Annotated in this window: 22 protein-coding genes, 1 tRNA gene and 1 pseudogene; 16 read left to right on the top strand and 8 right to left on the bottom strand. The window is 69.6% G+C overall.

All coding sequences use genetic code 11. The features are described 5' to 3' along the window. Positions 1-263: 263 nt before the first annotated feature. Positions 264-1,250, bottom strand: coding sequence for an NAD(P)H-binding protein (locus ACLBYE_RS06450; RefSeq protein WP_447693528.1), 987 nt, complete (start codon positions 1,248-1,250; stop codon positions 264-266). 336 nt (positions 1,251-1,586) lie between these two features. Here ACLBYE_RS06450 and ACLBYE_RS06445 point away from each other — a divergent pair, with 336 nt between their 5' ends. Then, on the top strand, positions 1,587-2,030 hold the full coding sequence (locus ACLBYE_RS06445) for a hypothetical protein (RefSeq protein ID WP_447693513.1): 444 nt from the start codon (positions 1,587-1,589) through the stop codon (positions 2,028-2,030). A gap of 34 nt (positions 2,031-2,064) precedes the next feature. Next, a complete protein-coding gene (locus tag ACLBYE_RS06440; RefSeq protein WP_447693512.1) occupies positions 2,065-2,316 on the top strand; it encodes a hypothetical protein in 252 nt (83 codons plus the stop codon). A 232-nt stretch (positions 2,317-2,548) separates the two neighbouring features. On the opposite strand, the gene ACLBYE_RS06435 is transcribed toward ACLBYE_RS06440, so the two are convergent. Beyond that, a complete protein-coding gene (locus tag ACLBYE_RS06435) occupies positions 2,549-3,076 on the bottom strand; it encodes an N-acetyltransferase family protein (protein ID WP_447693511.1) in 528 nt (175 codons plus the stop codon). A gap of 1,316 nt (positions 3,077-4,392) precedes the next feature. Between ACLBYE_RS06435 and ACLBYE_RS06430 the strand changes: the two genes are divergently transcribed. The 4 genes and pseudogenes from ACLBYE_RS06430 to ACLBYE_RS06415 form a co-directional block, all read left to right on the top strand. Further along, the gene (locus ACLBYE_RS06430; protein ID WP_447693510.1) at positions 4,393-4,713 is read left to right on the top strand and encodes a hypothetical protein; all 321 of its coding nucleotides are present in this window, start codon (positions 4,393-4,395) and stop codon (positions 4,711-4,713) included. A 572-nt stretch (positions 4,714-5,285) separates the two neighbouring features. Beyond that, the gene (locus tag ACLBYE_RS06425; protein WP_170855082.1) at positions 5,286-5,456 is read left to right on the top strand and encodes a hypothetical protein; all 171 of its coding nucleotides are present in this window, start codon (positions 5,286-5,288) and stop codon (positions 5,454-5,456) included. Between the two features lie 92 nt (positions 5,457-5,548). Further along, positions 5,549-5,740 carry a hypothetical protein gene (locus ACLBYE_RS06420; protein WP_447693509.1) on the top strand — a complete coding sequence of 64 codons (192 nt, stop codon included), beginning with the start codon at positions 5,549-5,551 and terminating at the stop codon, positions 5,738-5,740. A gap of 325 nt (positions 5,741-6,065) precedes the next feature. Continuing rightward, positions 6,066-6,419 (top strand): annotated as a pseudogene (locus ACLBYE_RS06415) (oxidoreductase); the annotation flags it as partial. 535 nt (positions 6,420-6,954) lie between these two features. On the opposite strand, the gene ACLBYE_RS06410 reads toward ACLBYE_RS06415, so the two are convergent. Then, positions 6,955-7,032, bottom strand: a tRNA-Pro gene (locus ACLBYE_RS06410). A 139-nt stretch (positions 7,033-7,171) separates the two neighbouring features. On the opposite strand from ACLBYE_RS06410, the gene ACLBYE_RS06405 reads away from it, so the two are divergent. The 9 genes from ACLBYE_RS06405 to ACLBYE_RS06365 all read left to right on the top strand — a co-directional run bounded on the left by ACLBYE_RS06405 (position 7,172) and on the right by ACLBYE_RS06365 (position 17,615). After that, on the top strand, positions 7,172-8,452 hold the full coding sequence (locus ACLBYE_RS06405; RefSeq protein WP_447693508.1) for a glycosyltransferase family 4 protein: 1,281 nt from the start codon (positions 7,172-7,174) through the stop codon (positions 8,450-8,452). Positions 8,453-8,613: 161 nt separating this feature from the next. Then, a complete protein-coding gene (locus ACLBYE_RS06400; RefSeq protein ID WP_427509070.1) occupies positions 8,614-8,934 on the top strand; it encodes a rhodanese-like domain-containing protein in 321 nt (106 codons plus the stop codon). A gap of 145 nt (positions 8,935-9,079) precedes the next feature. Beyond that, entirely contained in the window at positions 9,080-10,234 is a 1,155-nt protein-coding gene (locus tag ACLBYE_RS06395; protein WP_091676637.1) for an efflux RND transporter periplasmic adaptor subunit, read from the top strand. Between the two features lie 107 nt (positions 10,235-10,341). Then, complete coding sequence (locus ACLBYE_RS06390; protein WP_447693507.1) at positions 10,342-13,539, top strand: efflux RND transporter permease subunit; 3,198 nt, start codon at positions 10,342-10,344, stop codon at positions 13,537-13,539. Between the two features lie 109 nt (positions 13,540-13,648). Continuing rightward, positions 13,649-14,164 carry a hypothetical protein gene (locus ACLBYE_RS06385; protein ID WP_447693506.1) on the top strand — a complete coding sequence of 172 codons (516 nt, stop codon included), beginning with the start codon at positions 13,649-13,651 and terminating at the stop codon, positions 14,162-14,164. A gap of 74 nt (positions 14,165-14,238) precedes the next feature. Further along, positions 14,239-15,018, top strand: coding sequence for a lysophospholipid acyltransferase family protein (locus ACLBYE_RS06380; RefSeq protein WP_447693505.1), 780 nt, complete (start codon positions 14,239-14,241; stop codon positions 15,016-15,018). 133 nt (positions 15,019-15,151) lie between these two features. Further along, positions 15,152-15,598 (top strand): hypothetical protein, encoded by a 447-nt coding sequence (locus tag ACLBYE_RS06375; RefSeq protein WP_012319408.1) that lies wholly within the window; start codon positions 15,152-15,154, stop codon positions 15,596-15,598. A gap of 137 nt (positions 15,599-15,735) precedes the next feature. Further along, positions 15,736-16,842, top strand: a complete 1,107-nt coding sequence (locus tag ACLBYE_RS06370) for a DUF2125 domain-containing protein (RefSeq protein WP_447693504.1) — start codon at positions 15,736-15,738, stop codon at positions 16,840-16,842. A 113-nt stretch (positions 16,843-16,955) separates the two neighbouring features. After that, the gene (locus ACLBYE_RS06365; protein WP_447693503.1) at positions 16,956-17,615 is read left to right on the top strand and encodes a phosphoribosylanthranilate isomerase; all 660 of its coding nucleotides are present in this window, start codon (positions 16,956-16,958) and stop codon (positions 17,613-17,615) included. 10 nt (positions 17,616-17,625) lie between these two features. Here the strand turns inward: ACLBYE_RS06365 and ACLBYE_RS06360 are convergent, their stop codons facing one another. From ACLBYE_RS06360 to rpsA, 4 genes are all read right to left on the bottom strand, one after another. Next, entirely contained in the window at positions 17,626-17,994 is a 369-nt protein-coding gene (locus ACLBYE_RS06360) for a LapA family protein (protein WP_026604778.1), read from the bottom strand. Between the two features lie 18 nt (positions 17,995-18,012). Then, positions 18,013-18,324 carry an integration host factor subunit beta gene (locus ACLBYE_RS06355; RefSeq protein WP_012319412.1) on the bottom strand — a complete coding sequence of 104 codons (312 nt, stop codon included), beginning with the start codon at positions 18,322-18,324 and terminating at the stop codon, positions 18,013-18,015. 50 nt (positions 18,325-18,374) lie between these two features. Further along, entirely contained in the window at positions 18,375-19,337 is a 963-nt protein-coding gene (gene sppA, locus ACLBYE_RS06350; RefSeq protein ID WP_447693502.1) for a signal peptide peptidase SppA, read from the bottom strand. 342 nt (positions 19,338-19,679) lie between these two features. Then, positions 19,680-21,392: a 30S ribosomal protein S1 gene (rpsA, locus tag ACLBYE_RS06345; RefSeq protein WP_447693501.1), complete on the bottom strand. Its 1,713-nt coding sequence runs from the start codon at positions 21,390-21,392 to the stop codon at positions 19,680-19,682. A 543-nt stretch (positions 21,393-21,935) separates the two neighbouring features. Between rpsA and ACLBYE_RS06340 the strand changes: the two genes are divergently transcribed. Further along, positions 21,936-22,703: a Crp/Fnr family transcriptional regulator gene (locus ACLBYE_RS06340; protein ID WP_447693500.1), complete on the top strand. Its 768-nt coding sequence runs from the start codon at positions 21,936-21,938 to the stop codon at positions 22,701-22,703. A 34-nt stretch (positions 22,704-22,737) separates the two neighbouring features. Here ACLBYE_RS06340 and ACLBYE_RS06335 read toward each other — a convergent pair whose 3' ends face one another. After that, positions 22,738-23,586, bottom strand: a complete 849-nt coding sequence (locus ACLBYE_RS06335) for a transglutaminase-like domain-containing protein (protein ID WP_447693499.1) — start codon at positions 23,584-23,586, stop codon at positions 22,738-22,740. Positions 23,587-23,685 lie beyond the last annotated feature (99 nt).

Here is a 23,685-nt window from a genome sequence, read left to right as displayed (position 1 = left end):
TCCGCCCTCGCTGTCGGGGCTGATCTCGTGAGGGGAAGTGGCGGAAACTCGCCGCAGGCGCGATGGCGACCAGCGAGCCGATCTGTGCCGATGTCGGCTTCGGAGATGCCGGCTGATGCCACCGGATGGCCGAGATGGGCGCGAAGCCGAACGATCGGTTTTGCGCTCATCGGCGATCCACCGTGGCGGAGTTTGGCCGAAAGCTGCCGGTTCGCTTCGCAGTGATGCTGCCGGAAATGCCGACACGCTCCTGTCGCGCGTCGTCAGAACACCGCGTGGTCGCCGCGCTCGGCGACCGCCTCGCCACGGACCACGCGCGCATAGTAGTCGAAGAGCGTCTCCGATCCCGTCGACGGAGTGGCCTGGGCATCGTATCGCCCGGTCGCCGGGTCCAGGACGAGCATGGACTCCGTCGCGTAGTAGCGCCCGATCCGCGCGAGTTCGGCCTTGTCGGCCAGGGCCGGCACCCATCGGCCCATCGTCGCCAGAACGGCGACGATCACGTCCAGCAGCACGACAGGAACGTGCGTGAAGCGCGGTTCGCGCCCCAGCAGGGCGAAGAGCTGCTCGCCCTGCGCGCGCGGCGTGATCGCCTCGCCCGGGCCGCCGATCGGCAGAACGCGATTGCGGCGATCCCCATCGTCGAGGCAGTCCGCGAGATAGCGGCCAAGGTCGTCGTCGCTGATCGGCTTGCAGGCCGTCAAGGTCCCGTCTCCGAACACCAGAAATGGCTTTCCGCGTTTCACGCGTTCGATCTGTCCCGAGAGCGATTTGAAGAAGGCGGTGGGCCGAACGATCGTGTAGTCGAGCCCCGACGCGATCAGCTCTGCCTCGAAGGCGCGCTTGGCGTGCTGGAAAGCGAGGATCGGCTTCTGGACGCAGATCGCCGACAGAAGCACGACGTGCGTGACGCCGGCCGTCCGGCCCGCGTGCAAGGCCTCGACCTGCGCGCCGTAATCGATCGCCCAGGCATCGTCGGGCAGCCCGGTGCGCGAGGCGAGGCACGACACCAGGGCGTCGAAGCGTTCGCCGCGGACACCGTCGCGCGCCAGCGACGCCGTGTCGGTTAGATCCACGAGGCGCGCGGTAGCGCCCGCGGGGATCGCGGTTTCGGCAGGGCGCCTGACGAGGCAGACGACCTCGTGACCGCGCGACACCAGCGCCCGAACCGTCGCCCGGCCGATCGTGCCGGTCGCTCCCAGAAAGAGGACACGGCGCGGCCTCACTCCGTTCGCTCGACCCGCTTTCATGATCGCTTCATCACGATGCTCAACCATCCTGGCGCGACGGCGACGCTTGCGCTGCTCCGTCGAACGGCGAAAGCGGGGTTGCGACGGGATCCGCAGAACGAGCCGGGTCGATCCCGACGTTCAGCTGCGCGAGACCGCCTGTCCAGTGTCGACCCATGCCAGCCATACGGACGCACATAGGCGCTTCTCCGAAGCGGACACTCGTTGGCTGCCCGGCAGCTTCAGTTCGAAGTGGCACGCGGACCTTGAACGGTTGTCGTGAAGCGGGCCCACGTCCCATGATCGAATTTGACGATCCATCCTAGAGGTTGCATGTAGGCGCTAGAGAATCGCGCTATGATCGAAATCGATACACGCCTCAGCCAACTCCAAGCATCGGTCGAAGCCACCAGAGCCCGTGCTCGCGAGTTGCGGGCAGCTAGTCTCTCGATCCTGCGAAATCTTGAAGTGACGCGCCGAGAACTTATAGAGGTATCTTACCATACTGACGCGATACTCAAGGCAGTGCGTCAGCATCTCGCATCGCTGCGCATCGGATCAGCCGACCAGAGCGGATCCAAACCAGGATCGTCCAGCTCTGTGCTCAGAGCGATGACCATACTCGGGCGCGACGAATGCGATCTCGATGAGATGACCGACGACTTGATCGGGGCCTTCAAGACTGCGAGCGCCGTGGGCGACGATGAAGGGCGGGCACTGTTCGCCAACGCCCTCATGCTGGTCGGCCGACATCTCGCTACGCAGATCAGCCCCAAGGATGCGGGCGTGGTCATGAACTAGAGCCAACGCGGAGTCGCGATGGCAGAGGTACGTGATGGAACGTGAAACACCCGCCGCCCGCCTCGTCCAGCGGATTGCCGCTGAACTCGGCGTGTCTGTCGCAACTTTCTACGATCAGGATGGACCCTCATCTTCCGATAACATGGCGATGCAGAAGGCTGTTGCGGCGCTCCTCTGCGCCTTCGCTGCCGTCGGTAGCCCCCAGGAGCGAAGGCGCTCCGTCGCGGTCCTGACCGCTGAAGCAGAGCGTCTGCGTGACCTGTCCAGCGGCAGCGAGAAGGAGTAGGATTTCCTCAGCGTCCGCCCTGCTTCGAACGTTCTTAAAGCCCGCTAAGGGTCGTGTGCGGCACCTGCGGCTACATATGCTTGGATGCATCCGCCGCCAGAAGCAGAAATGCAGGAAACCACCCCGAGCGGTCCATCCGCATGCGACCCGATACAGCCGACCGGAGCGCTGTCGGCGCTTCTTCAAAGCGGACCGCTGTCGCTCGTTCGGCAACTTCGGCGCAAAGCGGAGGTCAGATTTCTAGTAGCGAAAGCGACATCAACACTTCATCGTAGTAAATATTGTCAATCTTCAACGCTCGAAGTTCGAGCCCATATTTTCGAAACCCTACGGATTTGTAAAACTCAAGGGCGCCATAGTTTTCCACTCCCACACTTAAGGTGAGCTCTTCTGCCGACAGGGTTGCATGCTCGATAGCCGTTCTCAGTAGTGCTGCGCCCAGACCGAACCGACGAACTTCCGCACGGACGTACATGCTCCATATCACTGCCTTATGCTTTGTTTTGGCTGCCGTAGGCCGATATATCCCGACAATCCCATCAAGGCGCGCGGTATCTTCAGTTATTGACCCAAAAACTACACCGCTATCTAGCCTAGCCGCAAATTCCGCTTCCGATTGTCTGACTTCATCTTCCCAGGATGCGCCGAACGCTTCTGGATGCTCATGAAGCCCTTCGAGTCGTAGTTCGCGGAAGGCGGCAGCATCGGGGCCGCTCAAGCGAATAATCTTCGAGGCAAGGGCTCGCGCTTCGGTGCTCATAGAGGAAGCTTACCGGCCAAGGGGCGGTGCGGCTACGGGTCCAGAGATGGCCAGCGGCTATGTCCGCTGTGACGCTCTGGCCGTCCAGAAGCGGACGGCCTCAAAACCACCCCAAGCAGTCGCGAAGCCGGACGGTGCGCACCCTGTCAGTGCGCAACCGGCAGTTTTCTCACTCGCGTCGCGCAGCGCGGGGTGCGCAACGCGAACCTGCCGGCGCCCTCGCTGACGAGCCCGCGCTACGCCGCAGGAAAGTGGCGGGCGGGTTCGGCACGCACCAGCGGGGCAGTTCCAGCGCGCCTTCGAGAAGCCGTCGGCCGCCGACGGGACGCCCGGCGCGGGCCGGGAGCGGCGTGGCGAAGAAGGCCGAGAATCTGTCCAGGCGGATGCCGGGCTCAGCGGCGCCGAAGGTGGTCGCCGGCGGTGAGACCGGCGAGGCGGAGAGTGTCACGAGCGCCGGTCAGTGGGGTTCAGATCCCCGACGACGTCGCCGAGAGCCTGCAGGGTTGATCGTCAGCCGCGCTCCTCGGCCGCGAACCCCTAGACCGGCGGTCTCGAGGACGGACTCGATCTCGACTCGCGATCGGCTTCGAGCCGGTCAACGCGAGTGCGATCCGAACGGTACCACCGTCGCCACAGGCTGAACGATCCCGGTCGTCGTGACACTGACCGGTCGACCAAACGTCTGTGCCCAACTCAACTGAATGACGCGAACTCTTTCTTCTCCCACCGATCGTCTCCGAGCTATCTCGATACGTCGACGTTTAGAGAAGCCGATCCAGCGCACGACCGGATGCCCGCATATATTGCGTGAGCCCACGGATTGCGCGATTTGATACCGAACGCGGGTCGAGCACTTGCACTTTTGCCTCACGATGCACATGGAATGCGGCTCCCTCCGGCAGCAGTGAGAGTCCACTGCAGAATTGAACCGGACGAGCTGGATCTATATTTCCAAACGATGAGCCTCGATGTCGGCCAGATGATGATTCAGTAATAATCTGCCCATCAATGATGATATAACATTGTTTGCTTGAGCTGGAATGGCGATCAACGCGTGGGCTTGCAACTAAATAACGTTCGCGCTTTGATACATTCAAGCTCGGATCGTGGTCTCGCACAGGCGAAATGCTTGACGGCCCCGCGACGAACTCTCCACTTCTGGACCAGCGAGAAGCCTGCTCAGATCAGTCACCCTCGGGGTGCACCGGGATGCGCGCCGCCGTCGCTGCCCCCCTCGACAGCGCGGCCGCCGAGGGAGCAGGCTGCGGGCGAGGTCAGTCTGACCGGAGATTCATCGCTGCGGCCTGATCCGAGCGATGACCGACCGCGCTCTGGTCACCGACGGCGATACCGGGGTGATCCGCGGGACCCGCATCCGCAATCGGACTGGAAGCGTGCCGCGCGCCGGCGGCGTCGAGACCCGGCCGGAGGCGGAGAAGCCCGCGGCGCCCACGGCAGCGCCCACGCGGGCTGCCTGCGCGATCGACGGCAACGTCTCGCGCAAGGGCGGCGAGATCGACCAACTGCCCGGAACCAGGGCCTACCGCCGGACCGTGATCGACACGAGCAACAGCGAGCGCCTACTCCGCGGCGAGGTCGAGGCGGAGGCCGCGAGCAGGCGAGCGGCTCGCGGGTGAGGGACGCGCCCGTCCCTGAACTACGCTCGACATCGACCGTTCCTGTGTCACAGCAATCGCAGGGACCTCTTCATGACTCGCACGCTCGCGGCGCTCGCAGGTGCCTTGTCCATCGCCTTGGCCGCGCCGGTCTCAGCGCAAACGGTGACGGGCGGCGCGGGAAACACTGGAGTCGCCCCGCCGGCGACAACCGGGGGTGCCAGCCCGGGTGCCCGGGATCTCGGACCGAGCCCGGTCACCCGCGGAAATGAGGCCAACCCGAGCCATTCGTCGATCCCGGGCACGACGCCGGGCGTCAACATTGGCGGCACCCCCACGAGCGGGCCGCCCGGTACTGGCGGCACGTCGGGCGGCCCGTCCCTCGGTCGGTAAGCCAGCTCGGCCCCGCCCCGATCTGCTCACGGGGCGGGAGAGCGCCTGATCTCACCAGCGTGGGAGCCGAGCCGATACGCAACGCGGCTCGGCGGCAGGTTCGCGGCCGGCGGTTACCGGGCGGCATCCCATGCACCGAAAGCAAGTTTTAAGATTACCGTTCTATAAGTCTGACATCGCATTGCGTTCTGATGTTGACCATGACTCTCGCGCTGTTGGCCGTCCTGATTGCCGGGGCGCTGTGTCTCGGAATGATCTCCGCGTTCCTGCCGTTTCAGCGTCCGCGCGAGGAGATCGAGCTGGCAGAGTTCACCGACGACGAATTCTTCGACATCGGCGGACCGATCATCGATTTGCAGGCTACACGCTAGAAGCGCTCGACACGGCATCGCCATCCATCGGTCGGCGGGGCATCGAGCGGCGCGCCACGGCGAACCGGGCAGGTCAAAGCGAGAGGTGCTTCGTGGACCCCCAGCCATTCACCATCGACACCGAGGCCCAGGCTCAGACGTACCTGACCGATCTCCTCAACAATCCGAAGAACCGGTCGATGAGCGAGATCGCGAGGCACTGCGCCCAGCGCGTCCGCAACCCGAAGATCAAGGCGTTCTTTCTGACCGAGGGCGCGAAGATGCTCGCCGAGATGAAAGCCTAGAGGCGAGACAGGAACGCCCCGTCCGGCGAACCGGGTGGCCCGTCCGGATCCGAGTCCCGGCGGGCGTGCAACAGCAGCGAGAACGAGAACGTCGCGCGCGGCGGTGCGGTCGGGGCTAAAGGCGGTCGCTTCGAGGGCATGCCGAGGCCCGGTCGACGCGTGGGCCGGCCGGGCGGTTATAGCCTCCGACGAGGATGACGCCCGGCCGGCGTCCAGGCCGACCTGACCGGCCGGCTTCGGACCGGGCTGATCGAGAGGATCAGCCAGGACCGGTGGAGCCGGATATGCGGCGCGGTCGGGAGACGCGCGCGGAGCAGGTCGCGCCGAAGAGTCGCTGGACCACGAGGTTCGTGGGCAAGGGATCCAGATCGTGCTCGTCGAGCCCGCCTTCACCCGGACGGCCTTCGACCGGAACCTCGTGCGCCCCGACGCGCCGCTCGGCATCTACGAGGCGGAGCACGCCGGTCGGGACCGGTTCCTAAGCGAGGTCATGAAGTCCGCCGACGCGCCCGAGGTCGTGGCGAAGGTCATCGTCGAAGCCGCCACCGCGACGAGCCCGAAGCGCCGTTACACGGCGGGCCCCAAGGCGAGACAGGTCAGCCTGCTGCGCCGCTTCGTGCCGGCCACAGCCTTCGACAAGAGCTTCCGTAAGGAGATGCGCCTCCCGCAGGTCCCGTGATCGACGAGCCCGGGGAGGTCGCGGATTCGGCGCGTGTCGGCGTGCAGGGTTCAAGATCCGCCGGGCGCCAGCGCCGTCGATCCTGACGCTCCGCGCCGCGTTGCGCGATGGCGAGCTTGCATAGCGCGGAAGGGAGTTCTCACCAGGCACACCGACACCACCCGCAGCTCCGCACCGCTTCGTCGACGTGTGGTGGAATGATCCGAGGTGGCCCAGGCAGAGCGAAGCCTGGACGGCTGCGCCTACCTGCGGGCGCTGAGAGTCGGGGAGGCGCGCCCCCGCCGCCGGTCGCGCTGCTGGGGATCCAAGTCGATCGCCTAGTCAGAAACCTCGGCGGCCTCGCGAAGCGCGGAGACGGTCGGGTTCGAGGCCATGGGCTTCGGCGACCCTTCGCCGCCAGGAATGCACCGACCGAGAACAGACCGCGGGTGGCTCTGGTGGCCCGTGGTCCCCACGTGCAGCGTGCGTTCCGCCTTTGCTCGCGGACTGACTGGCGATCGTTCCAGAATAAAGCCTTGGTGCCCAAAGGCTTTAATGGTCGGAGTGGCGGGATTCGAACCCACGACCCCTAGTCCCCCAGACTAGTGCGCTAACCGGGCTGCGCTACACTCCGACGCCGCGAGGGCTCGCGGCTCTTAGCCTCCGCGCCGCGCCCGCGCAAGCCCTTCGGCGCGCGGGCCGCGCGGATGTGCTGGCTCTCGCGGGTCAGGCCCGCTACGGGGAGGCCTCGCCCCCACGATTGCCAGAGGATCATGACGGACCGACCGATCGCCTTCGATCTCACGCGCCTCGTCACGCGGCTGCGCCACGCGAGCCCGTCGGGCATCGACCGCGTCGACCTCGCCTACGCGCGCGCCTATCTCGGCCGGGCGGGGACGGGCGTCGGCGTCGTCTCCACGGCGTTCGGACCGCGCATCCTCGACCGCGCGCAGGCGCTGGAGATCGTCGAGGCCGTGGCGGCCGGCTGGGTCGAGGACCGGGACGCCGCGTCGGACCCGGTCTACCGGCGGCTCGCGTCCCGCTGCGGCGATCCCGCCGCCGCGCCGCCGCCCGGCGCCGCACCGCAGGCCGGGTCCGCCGACCGGCGGAGGATCCAGGCGCGCAAGACCGTCGACATCGCGCTGCGCGGCCGGTCGGTCGCGATCCTGCCCCGGGACGCGCTCTACCTGCACACCTCGCACCTGCGCCTCGACGACCCGCGGCGGTTCGACTGGCTCTATACGCGGCGGGACGTCCGGGCGGCGTTCTTCGTCCACGACCTCATCCCGATCACCCACCCGGAATACGGTCGGTCCGGTGAGGCCGACCGGCACCGGGCGCGCCTGCGCACGATCGGGCGGCACGCCTCCGCCATCCTGGTGAATTCGGAGGATACCGGCCGGCGCACGCTCGCGCATCTCGCCGCCGAGGGGTTCGGGCGGCCGCCGGTGGCCGTGGGCCATCTCGGGGTCGAGGCCGCCTTCGGCCACGCCGGGCCGCGATTCACCCCCGACCGGCCGACCTTCCTGGTCTGCGGCACCATCGAGTCGCGCAAGAACCACCTGCTGCTGTTCCAGATCTGGCGGCTCCTGGCCGAGCGCCACGGGGCGGCCGCGCCCCGGCTCGTCGTGGTCGGGCGCCGGGGCTGGGAGGCGGAGAGCGCCATCGACATGCTGGAGCGCTGCCCCGGCGTGCGCGCCCACGTCATCGAGGCCTCGGGATTGTCGACCCACGGTCTGGCGGCGCTGATGCGCAGCTGCACCGCCCTGCTGATGCCGTCCTTCACCGAGGGCTACGGCATCCCCGTCGTCGAGGCCGCGGCCTCGGGGCTGCCGGTGATCGCCTCTGACATCGCCGTCCACCGCGAGATCGCCGACGGCTTCGCGCTGTTCCGCGATCCCTTGGACGGTCCGGGCTGGATCGAGGCGATCGAGGCGCTCTCGCGGCCCGACGGGTCGCTTCGCGCCGAACTGGCCGGCCGGCTCGCCGGGTACCGTCCGCCGGACTGGCCCGCGCATTTCGCGGCCGTGGCGCCGACCCTCGCGGCGCTCTGACACTGGCCCCGATCCGCTCCGGGCCGGGCCTCCTCGGCCGCCTGCCCCCCGGCCGACGGTCGCGGGACGACGACGCACGTTGCGCCGCCGGGGTCTGACGAATAAGGAAAAGCGTCAGTCAGCCAGCCTGGCCGAGAGCGGGCGGAACGGAGATCCTGCCGATGCGGGTGGTCGACCTCGATCGCGAGACGGTCAAGCAGGGGCTCGATGACGGCTCGATGCTGATCATCGACGTCCGTGAGCCGCACGAGTACGAGGCCGGGCACATCCCCGGCGCCGTCTCGCACCCGCTCTCCGGCTTCGACCCGCAGGCGGTCGCGGCCCTCGTCGCCGAGGACGGCCGGCGGGCGGTGTTCTCGTGCGCCTCGGGCGTCCGCTCGGTCCACGCGCTCATGGCGGCGCAGAATGCCGGGCTCGACCTCGCCGAACACTACAAGGGCGGTTTCAAGGACTGGTACAGCGCGGGCGAAACGGTCGCCTGATCTGCCGTTTCAATCCGGCTCGCGGGACCGTGATGTGCGTTCGCGCACAAGCAACACCGTCGACCGCGGGTTACGGCGCACCCGCGGCGGAACAATCGTCAAGCTCGGCGCGACCGGACGGTCGGCCAACGGACAGCAGGACCCGATGCGCAGCCGGCTTCCCAGCCTACTCACCGTCTTGTCAGGCCTGATCGCGGCTCTCGCGGCAGGCCCCCTCGCGACTCCGGCCCGCGCGCAGGCGCCGGGCGGCCCGCCGCCCAAGGTCACCGTGGCCAAGCCCGTGGTGCGCCAGATCGTCGAGCAGGATCAGTATACCGGCCGCTTCGACGCGATCGATTACGTCGAGGTCCGCGCCCGCGTCACCGGCTACCTCGAGAAGATCAACTTCGTCGACGGCCAGACGGTGAAGAAGGGCGACGTCCTGTTCGTGATCGACCGGCGCCCCTACAAGGCGGCGCTGGAGCAGGCCCAGGCGGCCCTGGCCTCCGCCAAGGCGCGCCAGTCCTTCTCGCAGACGGACCTGGAGCGCGCGCAGACCCTGTCCCGCAGCGGCAACATCTCCGAGCAGGTCACCGACCAGCGCCGGCAGGCCTCGCAGACCGCCCAGGCCGACGTCGACAGCGCCCAGGCCGCCCTCAACAACGCCCAGCTGAACTACGACTTCAGCGAGGTGAAGGCGCCGATCAACGGCCGCATCAGCCGCCGCCTTGTGACCGAGGGCAACATCGTCAGCGCCGACCAGACCATGCTGACGACGATCGTGTCCCTCGACCCGATCTATTTCAGCTACACGGTCGATGAGAAGTCGTTCCTCAAGTACCAGAACAGCCTCGGCATCGGCATGGGCCAGACCCAGCAGGGCAAAGGCGTGCCGATCCTGATCGCCCTGTCCGGCGAGGCGAAGCCCACCCGCAAGGGCACGCTCGACTTCGTCGACAACCGCGTCGACAACGCCACGGGCACGATCCTGCTGCGCGCGACCGTCCCGAACCCCGACCTGTTCATCAAGCCCGGCCTGTTCGGCATCGTCTCGATGCCGGCGACCAAGCCGTTCCAGGGCATCCTGCTGCCCGACGACGCCGTGGCGGCCAACCAGGACAAGCGGATCGTCTACATCGTCGGGCCCGAGAACGTGATCCAGCAGAAGGACGTCGTGCTGGGACCGAAGGTCGACGGCTACCGGGTGATCCAGTCGGGGCTGAAGGGCGACGAGACCGTGGTGGTCAACGGCCTCTCCCGCGTCCGGCCTGGCGCCAAGGTCACGCCCGAGACCATCGAGCTGCCCCCGAGCAAGACGTGAGCCCGCGCGGCTCGTCACGACCGCCTTCGTGCGCGCCGCGCGGCGCGCCCCGCACCGACGACGCAGGGCCCCGTCCGGGAGACCGGCGGGCCTCAGAGGTTTGACCGATGCGTTTCGCCCACTTCTTCGTCGACAGACCGATCTTCGCGTCCGTCACGTCGATCGTCTTCCTGATCCTCGGCTTCGTGGCCTACGAGAGCCTGCCGGTCTCGCAGTACCCCGAGATCGTGCCGCCGACCGTGACGGTGCGCGCCTCCTATCCGGGCGCCAACGCCGAGACCGTGGCCGCCACGATCGCGACGCCGATCGAGCAGGAGGTCAACGGCGTCGACAACATGCTCTACATGACGTCGTTGTCGACCAACGACGGCAACATGCTGCTGACCGTGACCTTCAAGGTCGGCACCAACCTCGATATCGCGAACGTGCTGGTGCAGAACCGGCTCTCGGTGGCGCAGCCGCGCCTGCCGCCGGACGTCCGCAACCTCGGCGTCACGGTCCGCAAGGCCTCGCCCGACCTGATGCTGGTCGTGCACCTGCTCTCGCCGAACAGGACCTACGATCAGAACTACCTCGCCAACTACATCTACCTGAACATCCGCGACGAGCTGCTGCGCCTCGACGGTGTCGGCGACATCACGATCTTCGGCGGTAACGAGTACGCCGAGCGTGTCTGGGTCGATCCCAACAAGCTCGCCGCTTACGGCCTCTCGGTTACCGACGTCACCGCGGCGCTGCAGGAGCAGAACGTGCAGGTGGCCGCCGGCCAGCTGAATGGTCCGCCGGCCGCCAAGGGCGAGGCGTTCCAGCTCGTCGTGCAGTCGCAGGCGCGGTTCAAGACGCCCGAGCAGTTCGCCGAGGTCATCATCAAGGCGCAGGACGGGCGCCTCGTCCGGGTCAAGGACATCGCCCGCGTCGAGATGGGCCAGAAGGACTACACGACCAACTCGTTCCTCAACGACACGCCCGCGGTCGGCATCGGCGCCTTCCAGCGGCCGGGCACCAACGCGCTCGACGCGGCGGCGTCGGTCAAGAAGGTGATGGAGGAGGTCAAGAAGAACTTCCCCCCGGACGTCGAGTACCGCATCGCCTACAACCCGACGGAGTTCATCGAGGAATCGATCCACGAGGTCTACAAGACGCTGTTCGAGGCGGTCGGCCTCGTCGTCATCGTGGTCCTGGTGTTCCTGCAGAGCTGGCGCACCGCGATCATCCCGGTGATCGCGATCCCGGTCTCGCTGATCGGTACCTTCGCGGCGATGGCGGCCTTCGGCTTCTCGCTGAACAACCTGACCCTGTTCGGGCTCGTGCTCGCCATCGGCATCGTGGTCGACGACGCCATCGTGGTGGTGGAGAACGTCGAGCGCAACATGGCCGAGGGCCTGTCGCCGGGCGACGCCGCCCACAAGACCATGGACGAGGTCGGCGGCGCGGTCATCGCCATCGCGCTGGTGCTCGCCGCGGTGTTCGTACCGACGGCGTTCATCCCGGGCATCTCGGGCCAGTTCTACAAGCAGTTCGCGCTCACGATCGCGGCCTCGACCCTGATCTCGGCCTTCAACTCGCTGACCCTGTCGCCGGCGCTCTGCAAGCTGCTGCTGGTGCCCCACCACGCCCGCAAGGAGCCGAAGTTCTTCCTGACCCGGTTCGTGAACTGGCTGGCGAACGGCTTCAACCGCGCCTTCGACGCCACGTCGAACGCCTACGGCCGGACGATCCGGGTGCTCACCGGCGGCATCGTCGGCCTAGGCGTGATGCTGCTGGTCTACGCGGCCGTGATCGCCGGGACGCTGCACCTCGCGCAGACGACGCCCACGGGCTTCATCCCGGACCAGGACCAGGGCTACCTGATCGGCGTCGTCCAGCTCCCCTCCGGCTCCTCCCTCGACCGCACCACGGAGGTGTGCCTGCGCGCCGCCAAGCAGGCCCGGACGGTCGACGGCGTGGCCAACGCGGTGATCATCGCGGGCTTCGACGGCGCGACCTTCACCAACACGACCAACGCCGGCGTGATGTTCCTGACCCTCAAGGGGGCGAAGGAGCGCGCGGAAGTGGGTCGGAGCGCGGCCGTCATCACCGGCGACGTGCTGAAGGCCACCTCCGACATCCAGGAGGCGCGGGTCATCGTCATCCCGCCCCCGCCCGTCCGCGGTCTCGGAAACGGCGGCGGCTTCAAGATGCAGATCGAGAGCCGCCAGTCCTCGGATATCGGCCCGCTCATGGCCGCCGCCGGCGAGGTGATCGCCCAGGCGAACCAGAGCGCGGACGTGCAGCGCGTCTTCACGACCTTCGACAACTCGACGCCGCAGCTCTTCCTCGACATCGACCGGACCATCGCGCGGATGCTGAACGTGCCGCTGGCCAACGTGTTCTCGTCGGTTCAGGCGGATCTCGGCGGCACCTACGTCAACGACTTCAACACTCTGGGCCGCATCTACCAGGTGCGCCTGCAGGGCGACGCGGCGTTCCGCACGTCGGTGCAGGACATCTCGCAGATCAAGGTGCGCTCCTCCACCGGCGCCCTGGTGCCGATGGGCACGCTCGCCTCTGTGCGGGACGTGACCGGTCCGCAGATCGTGCAGCGCTTCAACCTGTACTACTCGGTCCCCGTGCAGGGCGTGGCCAAGCCCGGCGTCTCCACCGGACAGGCGCTCACCGCCATGGAGGAGATCGCCAAGAAGGCTCTGCCCGACGGCTACTCGTACGACTGGACCGAGATCGCCTACCAGCAGAAGGCGGCGAGCGGCACGGCCGGCGCGGTCTTCGCCCTCGGCGTGCTGCTAGTCTTCCTCGTGCTCGCCGCGCAGTACGAATCCTGGGCGCTGCCGCTCGCGATCCTGCTGGTGGTGCCGACCGGCGTGCTCGCCGCGCTCGCGGGCGTGCAGTTCCGGGGGCAGGACAACAACATCCTGACCCAGATCGGCCTGATCGTGCTCATCGGCCTCGCGGCGAAGAACGCGATCCTGATCGTCGAGTTCGCGCACGACATCGAGCAGCGGGAGCATCGCGGCCCGGTCGAGGCGGCGGTGGAGGCGTGCCGTCTGCGCCTGCGCCCGATCCTGATGACCGCCTTCGCGTTCATCCTCGGCACCCTGCCGCTGGTCGTGGCGACCGGCCCCGGCGCCGAGATGCGCCAGGCGCTCGGCACCGCGGTGTTCTTCGGGATGATCGGCGCGACCTTCTTCGGCCTGTTCCTGACCCCGGTCTTCTACGTGGTGATCCGCCACTTCTCGATCTGGCTGGGCCGGTTCCGGAAGAAGCACACGCACGGCGATCCCGGCGGCGCCGCCCCGGCCCACGGCTGACGGCACACGCCCCCCGGGCCGCGGAACGATGGAAGCCGCGCCGGATCCGCGAGGATCGGGCGCGGCTTCCGCGCGACATGCGGCCGCGCCCGGTGTAGAGGCTCGCGGCATGCACGCCCTCGGTCGCCTGATTCTCGGGGCCTTCGCCCTCCTGCTCGCCGTCCCCGCCGGCTGCGCGGTCCTCGTCCTGGCGCTGCTCGTCGACCCGGCCGCGCAGGTCTGGCTGTCCGGCGGGGCGCTCGCCGGACTCGACATGGCCCTGTCGGACCTCTCGGCCGGGCTGCCGCCGGAGGGGCTCGCCCTGCTCCTCGCCGGCCTCGCCAAGGCGCTGTTCGCGCTGCTGTTCGTGCCCCCGGCCGTGATCGGCCTCGGCGGTGAGATCCTCGGGCGCCGCGGCCTGCTTTGGTACGGCGCCGGCTGCGGGCTGCTCACCGCCGCCCTCCCCTGGCTGACGCGCGGCGCGCTCCGGTCCGGCGGCGCCCGCGACGCCGCCCTCCTCGCGGGCGAGGCGCGCCTGACGCTGATCCTGTTCGCGGTCGGCGCCAGCGCCGGCCTGGTCTACTGGCTGGTCGCCGGGCGCGGCGCCGGGCTCCTCCGGGACTGGGATCTCCCCGAGGGGACCTGACGCCGCCCCGCACGTCGCCCTTGGCCGCGGACATGCGGGCGCGCTACAGGGGAGCCGCCACGACACGGTTCCCGATGCTCGCCCTCCGCTCTCTCGCCTTCAACGTCTGCTTCTACGCCGTCACGACGGTCCTGGCCTTCGCCGGCCTGCCCATGCTGGTCTCCGGCCGGTCGGTGCTGCGGCTCGCCCGCGCCTGGGGGCGGATCACCCTGTGGCTCCTGCGGGTCGTCGCGGGAACGCGGGTCGAGTTCCGCGGGCTGGAGAACATCCCGGCCGGCCCCCTGCTGGTGGCGGCCAAGCACCAGTCGGCCCTGGAGACGCTGGCCCTCTGCACGGTGCTGCCGAACTTCGCCTACATCCTGAAGAAGGAGCTGCTGCTCATCCCGCTGATCGGCTGGTACCTGTCGCGCAGCGGCATGGTGGCGATCGACCGGTCGAAGGGCAGCCGGGCCATGAGCCTGATGAACGCCGCCGCCGGCGCGGCGATCCGGGACGGCCGCCAGCTCATCATCTTCCCCGAGGGCACCCGGCGTCCGGTCGGGGCGCCGCCCGCCTACAAGCAGGGGCTCTCGCACCTCTACACCGCCCTGAACGTGCCCTGCCTGCCCGTGGCGCTGAACACCGGCCTGTTCTGGTCGCGCAACAGCCTCGTGCGCCGGCCGGGCCGGGCGGTGATCGAGTTCCTGCCGCCCATCCCACCGGGCCTGCCTCGCCAGGAGTTCCAGGCGCTGGCCCAGGAGCGGCTCGAGGCGGCCTCGAACGCCCTCGTCGGGGGCGGCCTCCAGGGCCTCGCGGCCGAGGGGCACGCCGTGCCGGCCGACGAGGCGCCGGCCGCCGCGGACGCCCGTCGCTGAGCCGTTCGCGGGCGCGGGTTTTCCGCGTCGGACCGGCGCCCGGCGGCTTGTGGATAACGGGCATCGTCGCCACATCTCTCCCTAGGAACGTCGCCCTTGACGCCTGTGGATATCGCGCGTTAGGTTGGAACAAATGGCGAACAGAAGAGCCCTGTCCTGGTCGGCCGCGCTCCGCGACCTGAAGGACGATCGCACCCGGAGGCAGGATGTGCGTGAAGAACGCCTCAAGACGACCGCGGGTCTGCGCGGCTCCCCCGCGCTCCCGCTCTCGGCCTGGCGCGGCCGCTCCGGCCGGCGCTACGTGGTCGGTGTTCATCCGGCAGGCGGCTTCGACCTCGACGAGATGGCGCAGGCCGTGGTGATCGCCGTCCGCCGGGACAATGCCGGCATTGCCGAGATGGTCTCGGTGGCGAGTTCCAGCGAGAGCCCGCGCGACCATCTGCGCCGGACCTGGCTCGACCGTGTCCGCCGCCGGGGCGCCACCGAGATGCACGTCCACCGCCTCGCTGAGAACGAGGCCGAGCGGACCGCGATCGTCGAGGATCTGCAGGTCGACACCGTCGAGCCGGCGCAGGTCTGACGGGGAACGCGCCGCGCGCGGATGGATCGCGTCCGCGGCGGTCGACCCGCGGCGGCGCTGCCCCAGTTTCGCCCCTTGCGTGGCCACAAGCCGGGGCCACGATGTCCCCCGCGGGGACGGGTCGGGGAGCGGAACGCATGGTGCAGGATCGGACGCGGCCGGAGGGTGCCGCTGAGACAGCTCCGGTACGGGGCGCGCGGCGATCCCGGCGGGGGCTGTTCCTGCCCTACATCCTGCTCGCCCTCGTGGTCGTGGGCTGGTCGGCCGGCTGGCTGTGGATGCGGGAGCGCGCGGCCAGCGAGATCGACGGCTGGATCGCCCGCGAGGCGACCGCCGGACGCATCTGGACCTGCGCGGACCGGTCCCTCGGCGGCTACCCGTTCCGCCTGGAGCTGCGCTGCAGCGCCGTGATCCTCGAGCGTGCCGACGGCCGATTCCGGCTCGGGCCGAGCACAGCGGTGGCGCAGATCTACCAGCCCCGCCTGGTCGTCTTCGAGAGCGCGGGCCCGTTCCACGTCGAGCAGGGCCCGCTGACCGGCGACGCGTCCTGGGCCGCGCTCCAGGGCAGCTTCCACGGCACCTCGGGGGGCTTCAGCCGCGCGTCCCTGGTCGTCGACAAGCCCGACATCACCGTGAAGGGCGCCGAGCCCGGCCCGATCGCGGTCTCGGGGCGGCACCTCGAGCTGCATGCCCGGCCGAGCCCGGGCCGCTTCGACTCCGACGGCGCCGTGGATGTCAGCCTGCGCCTGAACCAGGCGGCGGTTCCGCAACTCGACGCGGTCACCGGAACGCAGGATCCGGCCGACCTCGCCCTGGACGCGACCCTGACGCAGGCGACCGTGCTGCGCACCGGGACGGTGGCGCGCGAGCTGGAGCGCTGGCGTCAGGCGGGCGGCGCCCTGGACCTGACGGCCCTGTCGCTGGCGAAGGGGCCGCAGCGCGTCCAGGCGAAGGGCACGCTCGCCCTCGACGCCGCCCACCGGCCCGCCGGGCAGATCGACCTGCGGGCGGCCGGCGTCGACGCGCTGGTCGGCAGCATCGTCGGCCAGCGCTTCGGCTCGGACCGGGGCGCCCTGGTGGGCCAGCTGGTCGGCGGCCTCCTGGGGCTGGCCCAGCGCCCCGGCCCGGACGCGCCGGGCGACGGGACGCCGCTGAAGGCGCTCCCGCCCCTGCGGCTCGTCGACGGCAAGCTCGTCTTCAGCGGCTTCCCGATCCCGAACGTCTACGTGCCGGCCCTGTACTAGGGGAGCGGCCCTACCGGCCGGCGCTCCCGGGCGGCGGTGCGGGCGCGACCGGTATGACCGCCTCGGCGCGCCGCGGGCCTGCTCGTCGGCGCGGGATCGGCTATAGGAGGCCGATGGCCTCCTACCCGCCCCCGACCCGCGTGAAGATCTGCGGGCTCAGCACCGAAGCGACCCTGACCGCCGCTCTGGAGGCCGGGGCGGACTGGATCGGCCTCGTGCACTTCCCCCGCAGTCCCCGGCACGTGGCGCTGGCGGAGGCCGCCGCGCTGTCCGCCCTGGCCCGCGGCCGGGCCGAGCGGGTCATCCTGCTCGTCGATCCGGACGACGCGCTTCTCGCCGCGTCCGTCGAGGCGGTGGATCCGGATCTCGTCCAGCTCCACGGCCGGGAGAGCCCGGAGCGCGTCGCGGCGATCCGCGCCCGGACCGGGCGGCCGGTGATGAAGGCGCTCGGCATCGCGACGTCGGCGGATCTCGCGGCCCTGCCGGCCTACGCGGCGGTCGCCGACCGGATCCTGCTGGACGCCAAGGCGCCGCCGGACGCCGCCCTGCCGGGCGGTAACGGCCGGCGCTTCGATTGGGAGATCCTGCGCGGCGCCGCGCTCCCGCCCGGGACCATGCTGTCGGGCGGGCTCGATGCCGGAAACGTGGCCGACGCCCTCGCCCGCACGGGGGTCGGCGCCGTCGACGTCTCGTCGGGAGTCGAGACGGCGCCCGGGGTGAAGGATACGGCGAAGATCGCGGCCTTCGTGGCGGCCGCGCGCGGCGGGCGCTAGGGGGGCAGCCTCAGCGCGGGGCCGGCAGGGCCGTCCGGCCGGTATTCGGGACCGTGTAGACGCCCGAGGTCTCGGTCTCCGGCGCGTAGGCCCGCAGGCGGGTCGCCTCGCGCTCGTGCCGGACGGCCTCGCGGCGGTGGTAGCGCGCCCGCGCGCGGGTCTTGCCCTGACCGAGCCACGTGAAGATGCCGCCCACCACGATGCCGAGGGCCACCGCGCCGAACAGGATCGCGTAGAGCGGGAGATCGACGCTGAAGACCGGCGCGTCCACGTTGAACGGATCGAAGGAGAGCCGCACCGGTGCGCGATTGGCCACCGCCAGGAGGATCACCAGGGCGGCGATCGGCAGCAGCACGAGGCTCTTCAGGAAACGGATCATCGCGCTCACAGGTCCTTCCTACTCGGCGGCCGAGGCATTCTCGCCGATCCCGGCGGCGTTCAGGCGCTGGCGCATCTCCTTGCCGGTCTTGAACACGGGGATCGCCTTCTCGGACACGGCAACGGCGGCACCCGTGCGCGGGTTGCGTCCCCGGCGCGCCTCCCGGCGCTTGACCGAGAAGGCGCCGAAGCCGCGCAGCTCGACCCGGTCGCCGCGGGCCAGCGCGTCGGAAATGGTGTCGAGGATCGCGTTGACCAGGATCTCCACATCGCGCTGGTAGAGATGCGGGTTCTGCTCGGCGATCTTGAGGACGAGCTCCGACTTGATCATGGCGTGGGATCTTCTCGCGGGATCGGGGCGGGCTGCGCGGCGGCGGTCGTTCAGGGTTCCGGGCGCCAGAGGGCGAGCATCCCGCCCCGGGCGGTCTCGGCCTCTGCGCCGACGGACCGCAGCCGCGCCGCGAGGCCTTCCAGGCCGAGGAGGTCGGCGCCGATCCCGGCGGCCGACCACAGGGAGAACCGGCTCTCCGAGGCGGGCTTCCAGTCCTTGATCGGCAGGTTCGTCTGGACGCCGCGGGCGCTCTCCAGCCACGCCACCGCCTGCCGCTCGCCGCCGAGCTCGTCGACGAGCTTCAGCGGCACGCTCTGGCGCCCGCTGAACACCCGGCCGTCCGAGACGGTGCTGAGCTGGGCCGGATCCATGCCGCGGCGCTCCGCGACGAGGCCCTTGAACCACGCGTAGGTGTCGCCCACCACGGAGGCCAGCGCGGCGCGCGCCTCCGGCGAGGTCGGGGTGAAGCCCGAGGGCTCGGCCTTGAGCGGCGACGACTTCACCGACTCGACCTTGACGCCGACCTTGTCCAGCAGGCCCGAGAAGTCGGGGTACTGGAACAGCACGCCGATCGAGCCGACCAGGCTGGTCTCGCGCGCGACGATGTGATCGGCCGCGATCGCCGTGATGTAGGCGCCGGACGCGGCGGTGCCGTCCACGAAGGCCACGATCGGCTTCTTGGCGGCGAGTGCCCGGAGGTTGCGGAAGATCTCCTCCGAGCCCGTGGTCGTACCGCCGGGCGAGTTGATCGAGACGATCACGCCCTTCACGGCGTCCGAATTGCCGACCCGCTTCATCAGCTTGGCGGTGGCCTCGCTCCCGGCGATGAAGCCCGATACGGAGATGCGGGCGATCTGGGGCTGCACCGCGAAGGCGCCGTCCGCGCCCGTCCGCACCCGGTACCCGAGGGCCCCGACCGCCACGATGAGGCCGCCGACGCCGAGCACGCGCCAGAGGGACAACCTGCGGCGCAGGCGCCGCCGGTCAATCAGCAGTTCGGCATCGGCTGCCATGCTGTCGCTTCCCCTAAAGCACCCGACCGGCCCCTCGACGGGGTGCGGGAGCCGTCCCCCCGCGCCGGGCAAGTCCTTGGTTTCCTTCGGCTCGCTCCGTCCGAGCCGTGCGAGGCCGGTGTTCTAGAGCATTTTCCGCGGGCGTGGATACGGGGCGCGTGAAGAAAATGACGGGGCGGCCCGTCGCTGTCGCGTCGGGCGGCGCGACCGGACCGGCCGCGCGCCCCTGGCAACCTTGGATTGCCGACGCTCAAAGAAAAACCCGCCCGGGACCGGGGTCCCGCGCGGGTCTCAACGGGTCGGATCCGCCGCCCGGACAGGCCGGGCGACGGAGCCAGTGTCTCACTCGTCGTCGGAGCGCTTCTTGTTGAAGGCGGCACCGAGGATGTCGCCGAGCGAGGCGCCCGAATCGGCAGAGCCGAACTGGGCCATGGCCTCCTTCTCCTCGGCGACCTCGAGGGCCTTGATCGAGACCTGCACGCGGCGGGCCTTCCGGTCGAACTGGACGACGCGGGCGTCGAACTTCTCACCGGTGGCGAAGCGCTCGGGACGCTGGTCGCCGCGGTCGCGGGCGAGCTCGGCGCGGCGGATGAAGGTCTGCATGTCGGTGTCGACGATCTTCACCTCGACGCCGGCATCCTTCACCTCGATCACCTCGCAGGTGACGATCTGACCCTTCTTGATCTCGCCGGCCTCGGCGAAGGGGTCACCGCCGAGCTGCTTCACGCCCAGCGAGATCCGCTCCTTCTCGACGTCGACGTCGAGAACCTGGGCGCGGACCATGTCGCCCTTCTTGAACTCCTCGATGACCTGCTCGCCGGGACGGTTCCAGTCGAGATCCGACAGGTGGACCATGCCGTCGACGTCGCCCTCGAGGCCGATGAACAGGCCGAACTCGGTCTTGTTCTTGACCTCGCCCTCGACCTCGGAACCGACCGGGTGCTTCTCGGCGAAGGCCTCCCAGGGGTTCTGCAGGGTCTGCTTGAGGCCCAGCGAGATGCGGCGCTTGACCGGATCGACCTCCAGGATCTGAACCTCGACCTCCTGGGAGGTGGAGACGATCTTGCCCGGATGGACGTTCTTCTTGGTCCAGCTCATCTCGGAGACGTGGATCAGGCCCTCGATCCCCGGCTCCAGCTCCACGAAGGCGCCGTAATCGGTGATGTTGGTCACGCGGCCCTTGAGCTTGGCGCCCTCCGGGTAGCGGGCGGCGATGCCCTCCCACGGATCGGCGAGCAGCTGCTTGATGCCGAGCGAGATGCGGTGCGTCTCGTGGTTGATCTTGATGATCTTGACCTTCACGGTCTGACCGATCGTGACCACCTCGGACGGGTGGTTCACGCGGCGCCACGCCATGTCGGTGACGTGCAGCAGGCCGTCGATGCCGCCGAGGTCGACGAACGCGCCGTACTCGGTGATGTTCTTAACGACGCCGTCGATGACCTGACCTTCCTCAAGGTTGGCCACCAGCTCGGAGCGCTGCTCGGCGCGGCTCTCCTCGAGGACGGTCCGGCGCGACACGACGATGTTGCCGCGGCGGCGATCCATCTTGAGGATCTGGAACGGCTGCGGGGTGCCCAGCAGCGGGGTGACGTCGCGGACCGGGCGGATGTCGACCTGCGAGCGCGGCAGGAACGCCACGGCGCCGTCGAGGTCGACCGTGTAGCCGCCCTTGACTTGGTTGAAGATCGTGCCGGTGACGCGGTCGTTGTTCTCGAACGACTTCTCGAGCTTGACCCAGCTCTCCTCGCGGCGCGCCTTGTCGCGCGAGATGACGGCCTCGCCGAGCGCGTTCTCGATCCGGTCGACGTAGACCTCGACCTCGTCGCCGACCTTCAGCTCGCCCTCGCGGCCGGGACCGGTGAATTCCTTGAGCGCGACACGGCCTTCCGTCTTGGCGCCGATGTCGATGACGGCCACGTCCTTCTCGATCGCGACGACGCGACCCTTGACGACGGAGCCTTCGGTGATCTCGTGTTCGAGGAAGCTCTCCTCGAGGAGGGCTGCGAAATCCTCGCGGCTCGGGCCACGCCCCAGAGCGGTACCTGCGGTCATTCTGTCTCCTGAACGGCCCCCGGCGGAGGCCCGTTGCGTCGGCGGCTCGCGTTGCAGGCGCCCCCGTTCGCCGCGGCCTTCCCGGAGTCTTTCGGGAGAGGCGACCGGTCCCGCGGGACCCGGTTTGCCGACGCGTCGATACGGATGACGAGGGCGGTCCGTCCGGCGGCCCGGCGGGCGCGCCAGAAGACGAGCGCGCGAGGGCGGATCCGGGAGGACGCGCGTCCCTTACAACATCGGCCTTGCGACTTCAACCGATTAGGGTTTTAGGCTCGCCCGCCGGTCCGCGGAGACCGGGCGGTCTTCACGCGGTCTTCGGGCGGGCTTGCCGCCGGCCGCGGATCCGGCAAACTTGTCCGCCGTCGAACAGGTGCGGTCGCGCGGCCGCCGGTCGAGGGCATCCCCGACCGGCCGCGGTTCGGGCCGGTCCGGCGATGCGGAGCGTCTGGGGGTGAAGCGTGCGGCGTCCTGATCTCGATTCTCGGGTTGGCCGCCATCGGCCCGGCGGCGCGCGCTCCGCGCGCTCCGGGGGCTGAGCCTCCGATGCCGAACGGGTACAACGCCCCGATGGAGATGCTGGCGCGCAAGCTCGACAGCATCGCGCGCCTGTCCGATCCCGACCGCGCGGCGCTCCTCGATCTGCCGCACACGGTCCGGAACCTGCCGGCCCGCCACGACATCGTCCGGTTCGGCGACCGGCCGACCCACAGCTGCCTCGTCCTGCAGGGATGGGTCTACCGCTACGCCGCGCTCGCCGAGGGCGGGCGGCAGATCCTGTCGTTCTACATCGCGGGCGACGTGCCGGATCTGCAGAGCCTTCACCTGCACCGGATGGATCACAACCTCGCCACCCTGACGTCCTGCGTCGTGGCGCTGATCGCGCACGACGACCTGCGCGCGGTCCTCCTGCGCAATCCGGGGCTCGCCGGCACCCTCTGGCGCGACAGCCTCATCGACGCCGCCCATTACCGCGAGCGGATCACCAGCCTCGGGCGGCGACAGGCGCTCGGTCGCGTCGCCCACCTGTTCTGCGAGCTCTACCTCCGGCAGAAGGCGGTCGGGCTCGCGCGCGGCCCGAGCTGCCCGCTGGTGCCCAAGCAGTCCGAACTCGCCGACGCGCTCGGCCTGACCAGCGTTCACCTCAACCGGGTCCTGCGCACCCTGCGCGGACGCGGGCTCGTCACGCTGAGCGGCGGCATCCTGACCATCGAAGACTGGGACGCGCTGACGGAGGTCGCGGAGTTCGACCAGACGTTCCTGCACCTGGCGAACAACCCGGCGCCGGCCCGGGAGACCGCCGAGGCGGTCTAGCGGGTGGGACCGGGCGACCCGGCGGGCGGGCGCTTCAGGCGGCCCGGGCCAGGGTCTCCGGCGCCTCGGTCACCGCGTCGGTGTGGACGTCGAACCGGACCAGATGGGCGGCACCGAAGCTCGTCGTCAGGGCGCAGTCGGTGGCGTCGCGGCCGCGGGCCATGACGATGCGGCCGATGCGGGGCCGGTTGTGGCGGGCGTCGAACGTGTACCAGCGCGGCCCCTCGGGCCCTTCGAGGAAGACCTCGAACCACGCGGAGAAGTCCATCGGCGCCGGGTCCTTCTGCACGCCGATATCGCCGAGGTAGCCGGTGGCGTAGCGCGCCGGGATGTTCATGCACCGGCACAGGGTGATCGCCAGGTGGGCGAAGTCCCGGCACACGCCGACGCCCTGCGTGTAGCCGTCGAAGGCGGTGCGGGTCGCGTCGGCCTGCTGGTAGTCGAAGCGCAGGCGGGTGTGGGCGAAGTCGACGATCGCCTGGACGCGGGCCCAGCCCTCCGGCGTGCCGCCGAACAGGGACCACGCGATGCCCGACAGCTTGTCGGTGTCGCAGTAGCGGGAGCCGAGCAGGTACGGCACGACCTCGTCGGGCAGGTCCTGAACGGCGATCTGCCGGGCGCCGGGGGCCTGATCGTCCGGCAGCCCGCTATCGGCGATCGTGAAATCGGCCGCCATGGTGATCCGGCCGCCCGGCGCGACGATGCGCGTGCAGACATTGCCGAAGCCGTCGACGTGCTGCGACGCCGCGACCGGCGGATCGAAGGTGATCACCTCCGGCGTCAGGAGGTCGCCCCGCCGCTCCGGGCGCACGTTGAGGAGCAGGTTCATCGGCGTGGGGCCGAACGTGTCGAAGGCGATCGAGAAGCCGGTGCGGATATGCATCGTCGGGGACCGTGAGGAAGGACGCCGGCCGGCGGAGCGGCAGGCGGGTCGTTACAGTATAGGGCCCAATAAGCCGCGAGTCGGGGTCGAGTTCCGTCG

Source organism: Methylobacterium sp. A52T (assembly GCF_053346095.1).
The sequence above is the reverse complement of the archived record's forward strand: the minus strand, read 5'-3'. Positions and strand labels throughout refer to the sequence as shown.

Excerpts from the sequence above, each read along its gene's own strand:
- ACLBYE_RS06395 (WP_091676637.1), top strand. The coding sequence starts at position 9,080 with ATGCGCAGCCGGCTTCCCAGCCTACTCACCGTCTTGTCAGGCCTGATC.
- ACLBYE_RS06380 (WP_447693505.1), top strand. The coding sequence starts at position 14,239 with ATGCTCGCCCTCCGCTCTCTCGCCTTCAACGTCTGCTTCTACGCCGTC.
- ACLBYE_RS06450 (WP_447693528.1), bottom strand. The coding sequence starts at position 1,250 with ATGAAAGCGGGTCGAGCGAACGGAGTGAGGCCGCGCCGTGTCCTCTTT.
- ACLBYE_RS06435 (WP_447693511.1), bottom strand. The coding sequence starts at position 3,076 with ATGAGCACCGAAGCGCGAGCCCTTGCCTCGAAGATTATTCGCTTGAGC.
- ACLBYE_RS06385 (WP_447693506.1), top strand. The coding sequence starts at position 13,649 with ATGCACGCCCTCGGTCGCCTGATTCTCGGGGCCTTCGCCCTCCTGCTC.
- rpsA (WP_447693501.1), bottom strand. The coding sequence starts at position 21,392 with ATGACCGCAGGTACCGCTCTGGGGCGTGGCCCGAGCCGCGAGGATTTC.
- ACLBYE_RS06445 (WP_447693513.1), top strand. The coding sequence starts at position 1,587 with ATGATCGAAATCGATACACGCCTCAGCCAACTCCAAGCATCGGTCGAA.
- ACLBYE_RS06335 (WP_447693499.1), bottom strand. The coding sequence starts at position 23,586 with ATGCATATCCGCACCGGCTTCTCGATCGCCTTCGACACGTTCGGCCCC.
- sppA (WP_447693502.1), bottom strand. The coding sequence starts at position 19,337 with ATGGCAGCCGATGCCGAACTGCTGATTGACCGGCGGCGCCTGCGCCGC.
- ACLBYE_RS06365 (WP_447693503.1), top strand. The coding sequence starts at position 16,956 with ATGGCCTCCTACCCGCCCCCGACCCGCGTGAAGATCTGCGGGCTCAGC.
- ACLBYE_RS06440 (WP_447693512.1), top strand. The coding sequence starts at position 2,065 with ATGGAACGTGAAACACCCGCCGCCCGCCTCGTCCAGCGGATTGCCGCT.
- ACLBYE_RS06430 (WP_447693510.1), top strand. The coding sequence starts at position 4,393 with ATGACCGACCGCGCTCTGGTCACCGACGGCGATACCGGGGTGATCCGC.
- ACLBYE_RS06360 (WP_026604778.1), bottom strand. The coding sequence starts at position 17,994 with ATGATCCGTTTCCTGAAGAGCCTCGTGCTGCTGCCGATCGCCGCCCTG.
- ACLBYE_RS06400 (WP_427509070.1), top strand. The coding sequence starts at position 8,614 with ATGCGGGTGGTCGACCTCGATCGCGAGACGGTCAAGCAGGGGCTCGAT.
- ACLBYE_RS06390 (WP_447693507.1), top strand. The coding sequence starts at position 10,342 with ATGCGTTTCGCCCACTTCTTCGTCGACAGACCGATCTTCGCGTCCGTC.
- ACLBYE_RS06375 (WP_012319408.1), top strand. The coding sequence starts at position 15,152 with ATGGCGAACAGAAGAGCCCTGTCCTGGTCGGCCGCGCTCCGCGACCTG.
- ACLBYE_RS06355 (WP_012319412.1), bottom strand. The coding sequence starts at position 18,324 with ATGATCAAGTCGGAGCTCGTCCTCAAGATCGCCGAGCAGAACCCGCAT.
- ACLBYE_RS06425 (WP_170855082.1), top strand. The coding sequence starts at position 5,286 with ATGACTCTCGCGCTGTTGGCCGTCCTGATTGCCGGGGCGCTGTGTCTC.
- ACLBYE_RS06340 (WP_447693500.1), top strand. The coding sequence starts at position 21,936 with ATGCCGAACGGGTACAACGCCCCGATGGAGATGCTGGCGCGCAAGCTC.
- ACLBYE_RS06405 (WP_447693508.1), top strand. The coding sequence starts at position 7,172 with ATGACGGACCGACCGATCGCCTTCGATCTCACGCGCCTCGTCACGCGG.
- ACLBYE_RS06370 (WP_447693504.1), top strand. The coding sequence starts at position 15,736 with ATGGTGCAGGATCGGACGCGGCCGGAGGGTGCCGCTGAGACAGCTCCG.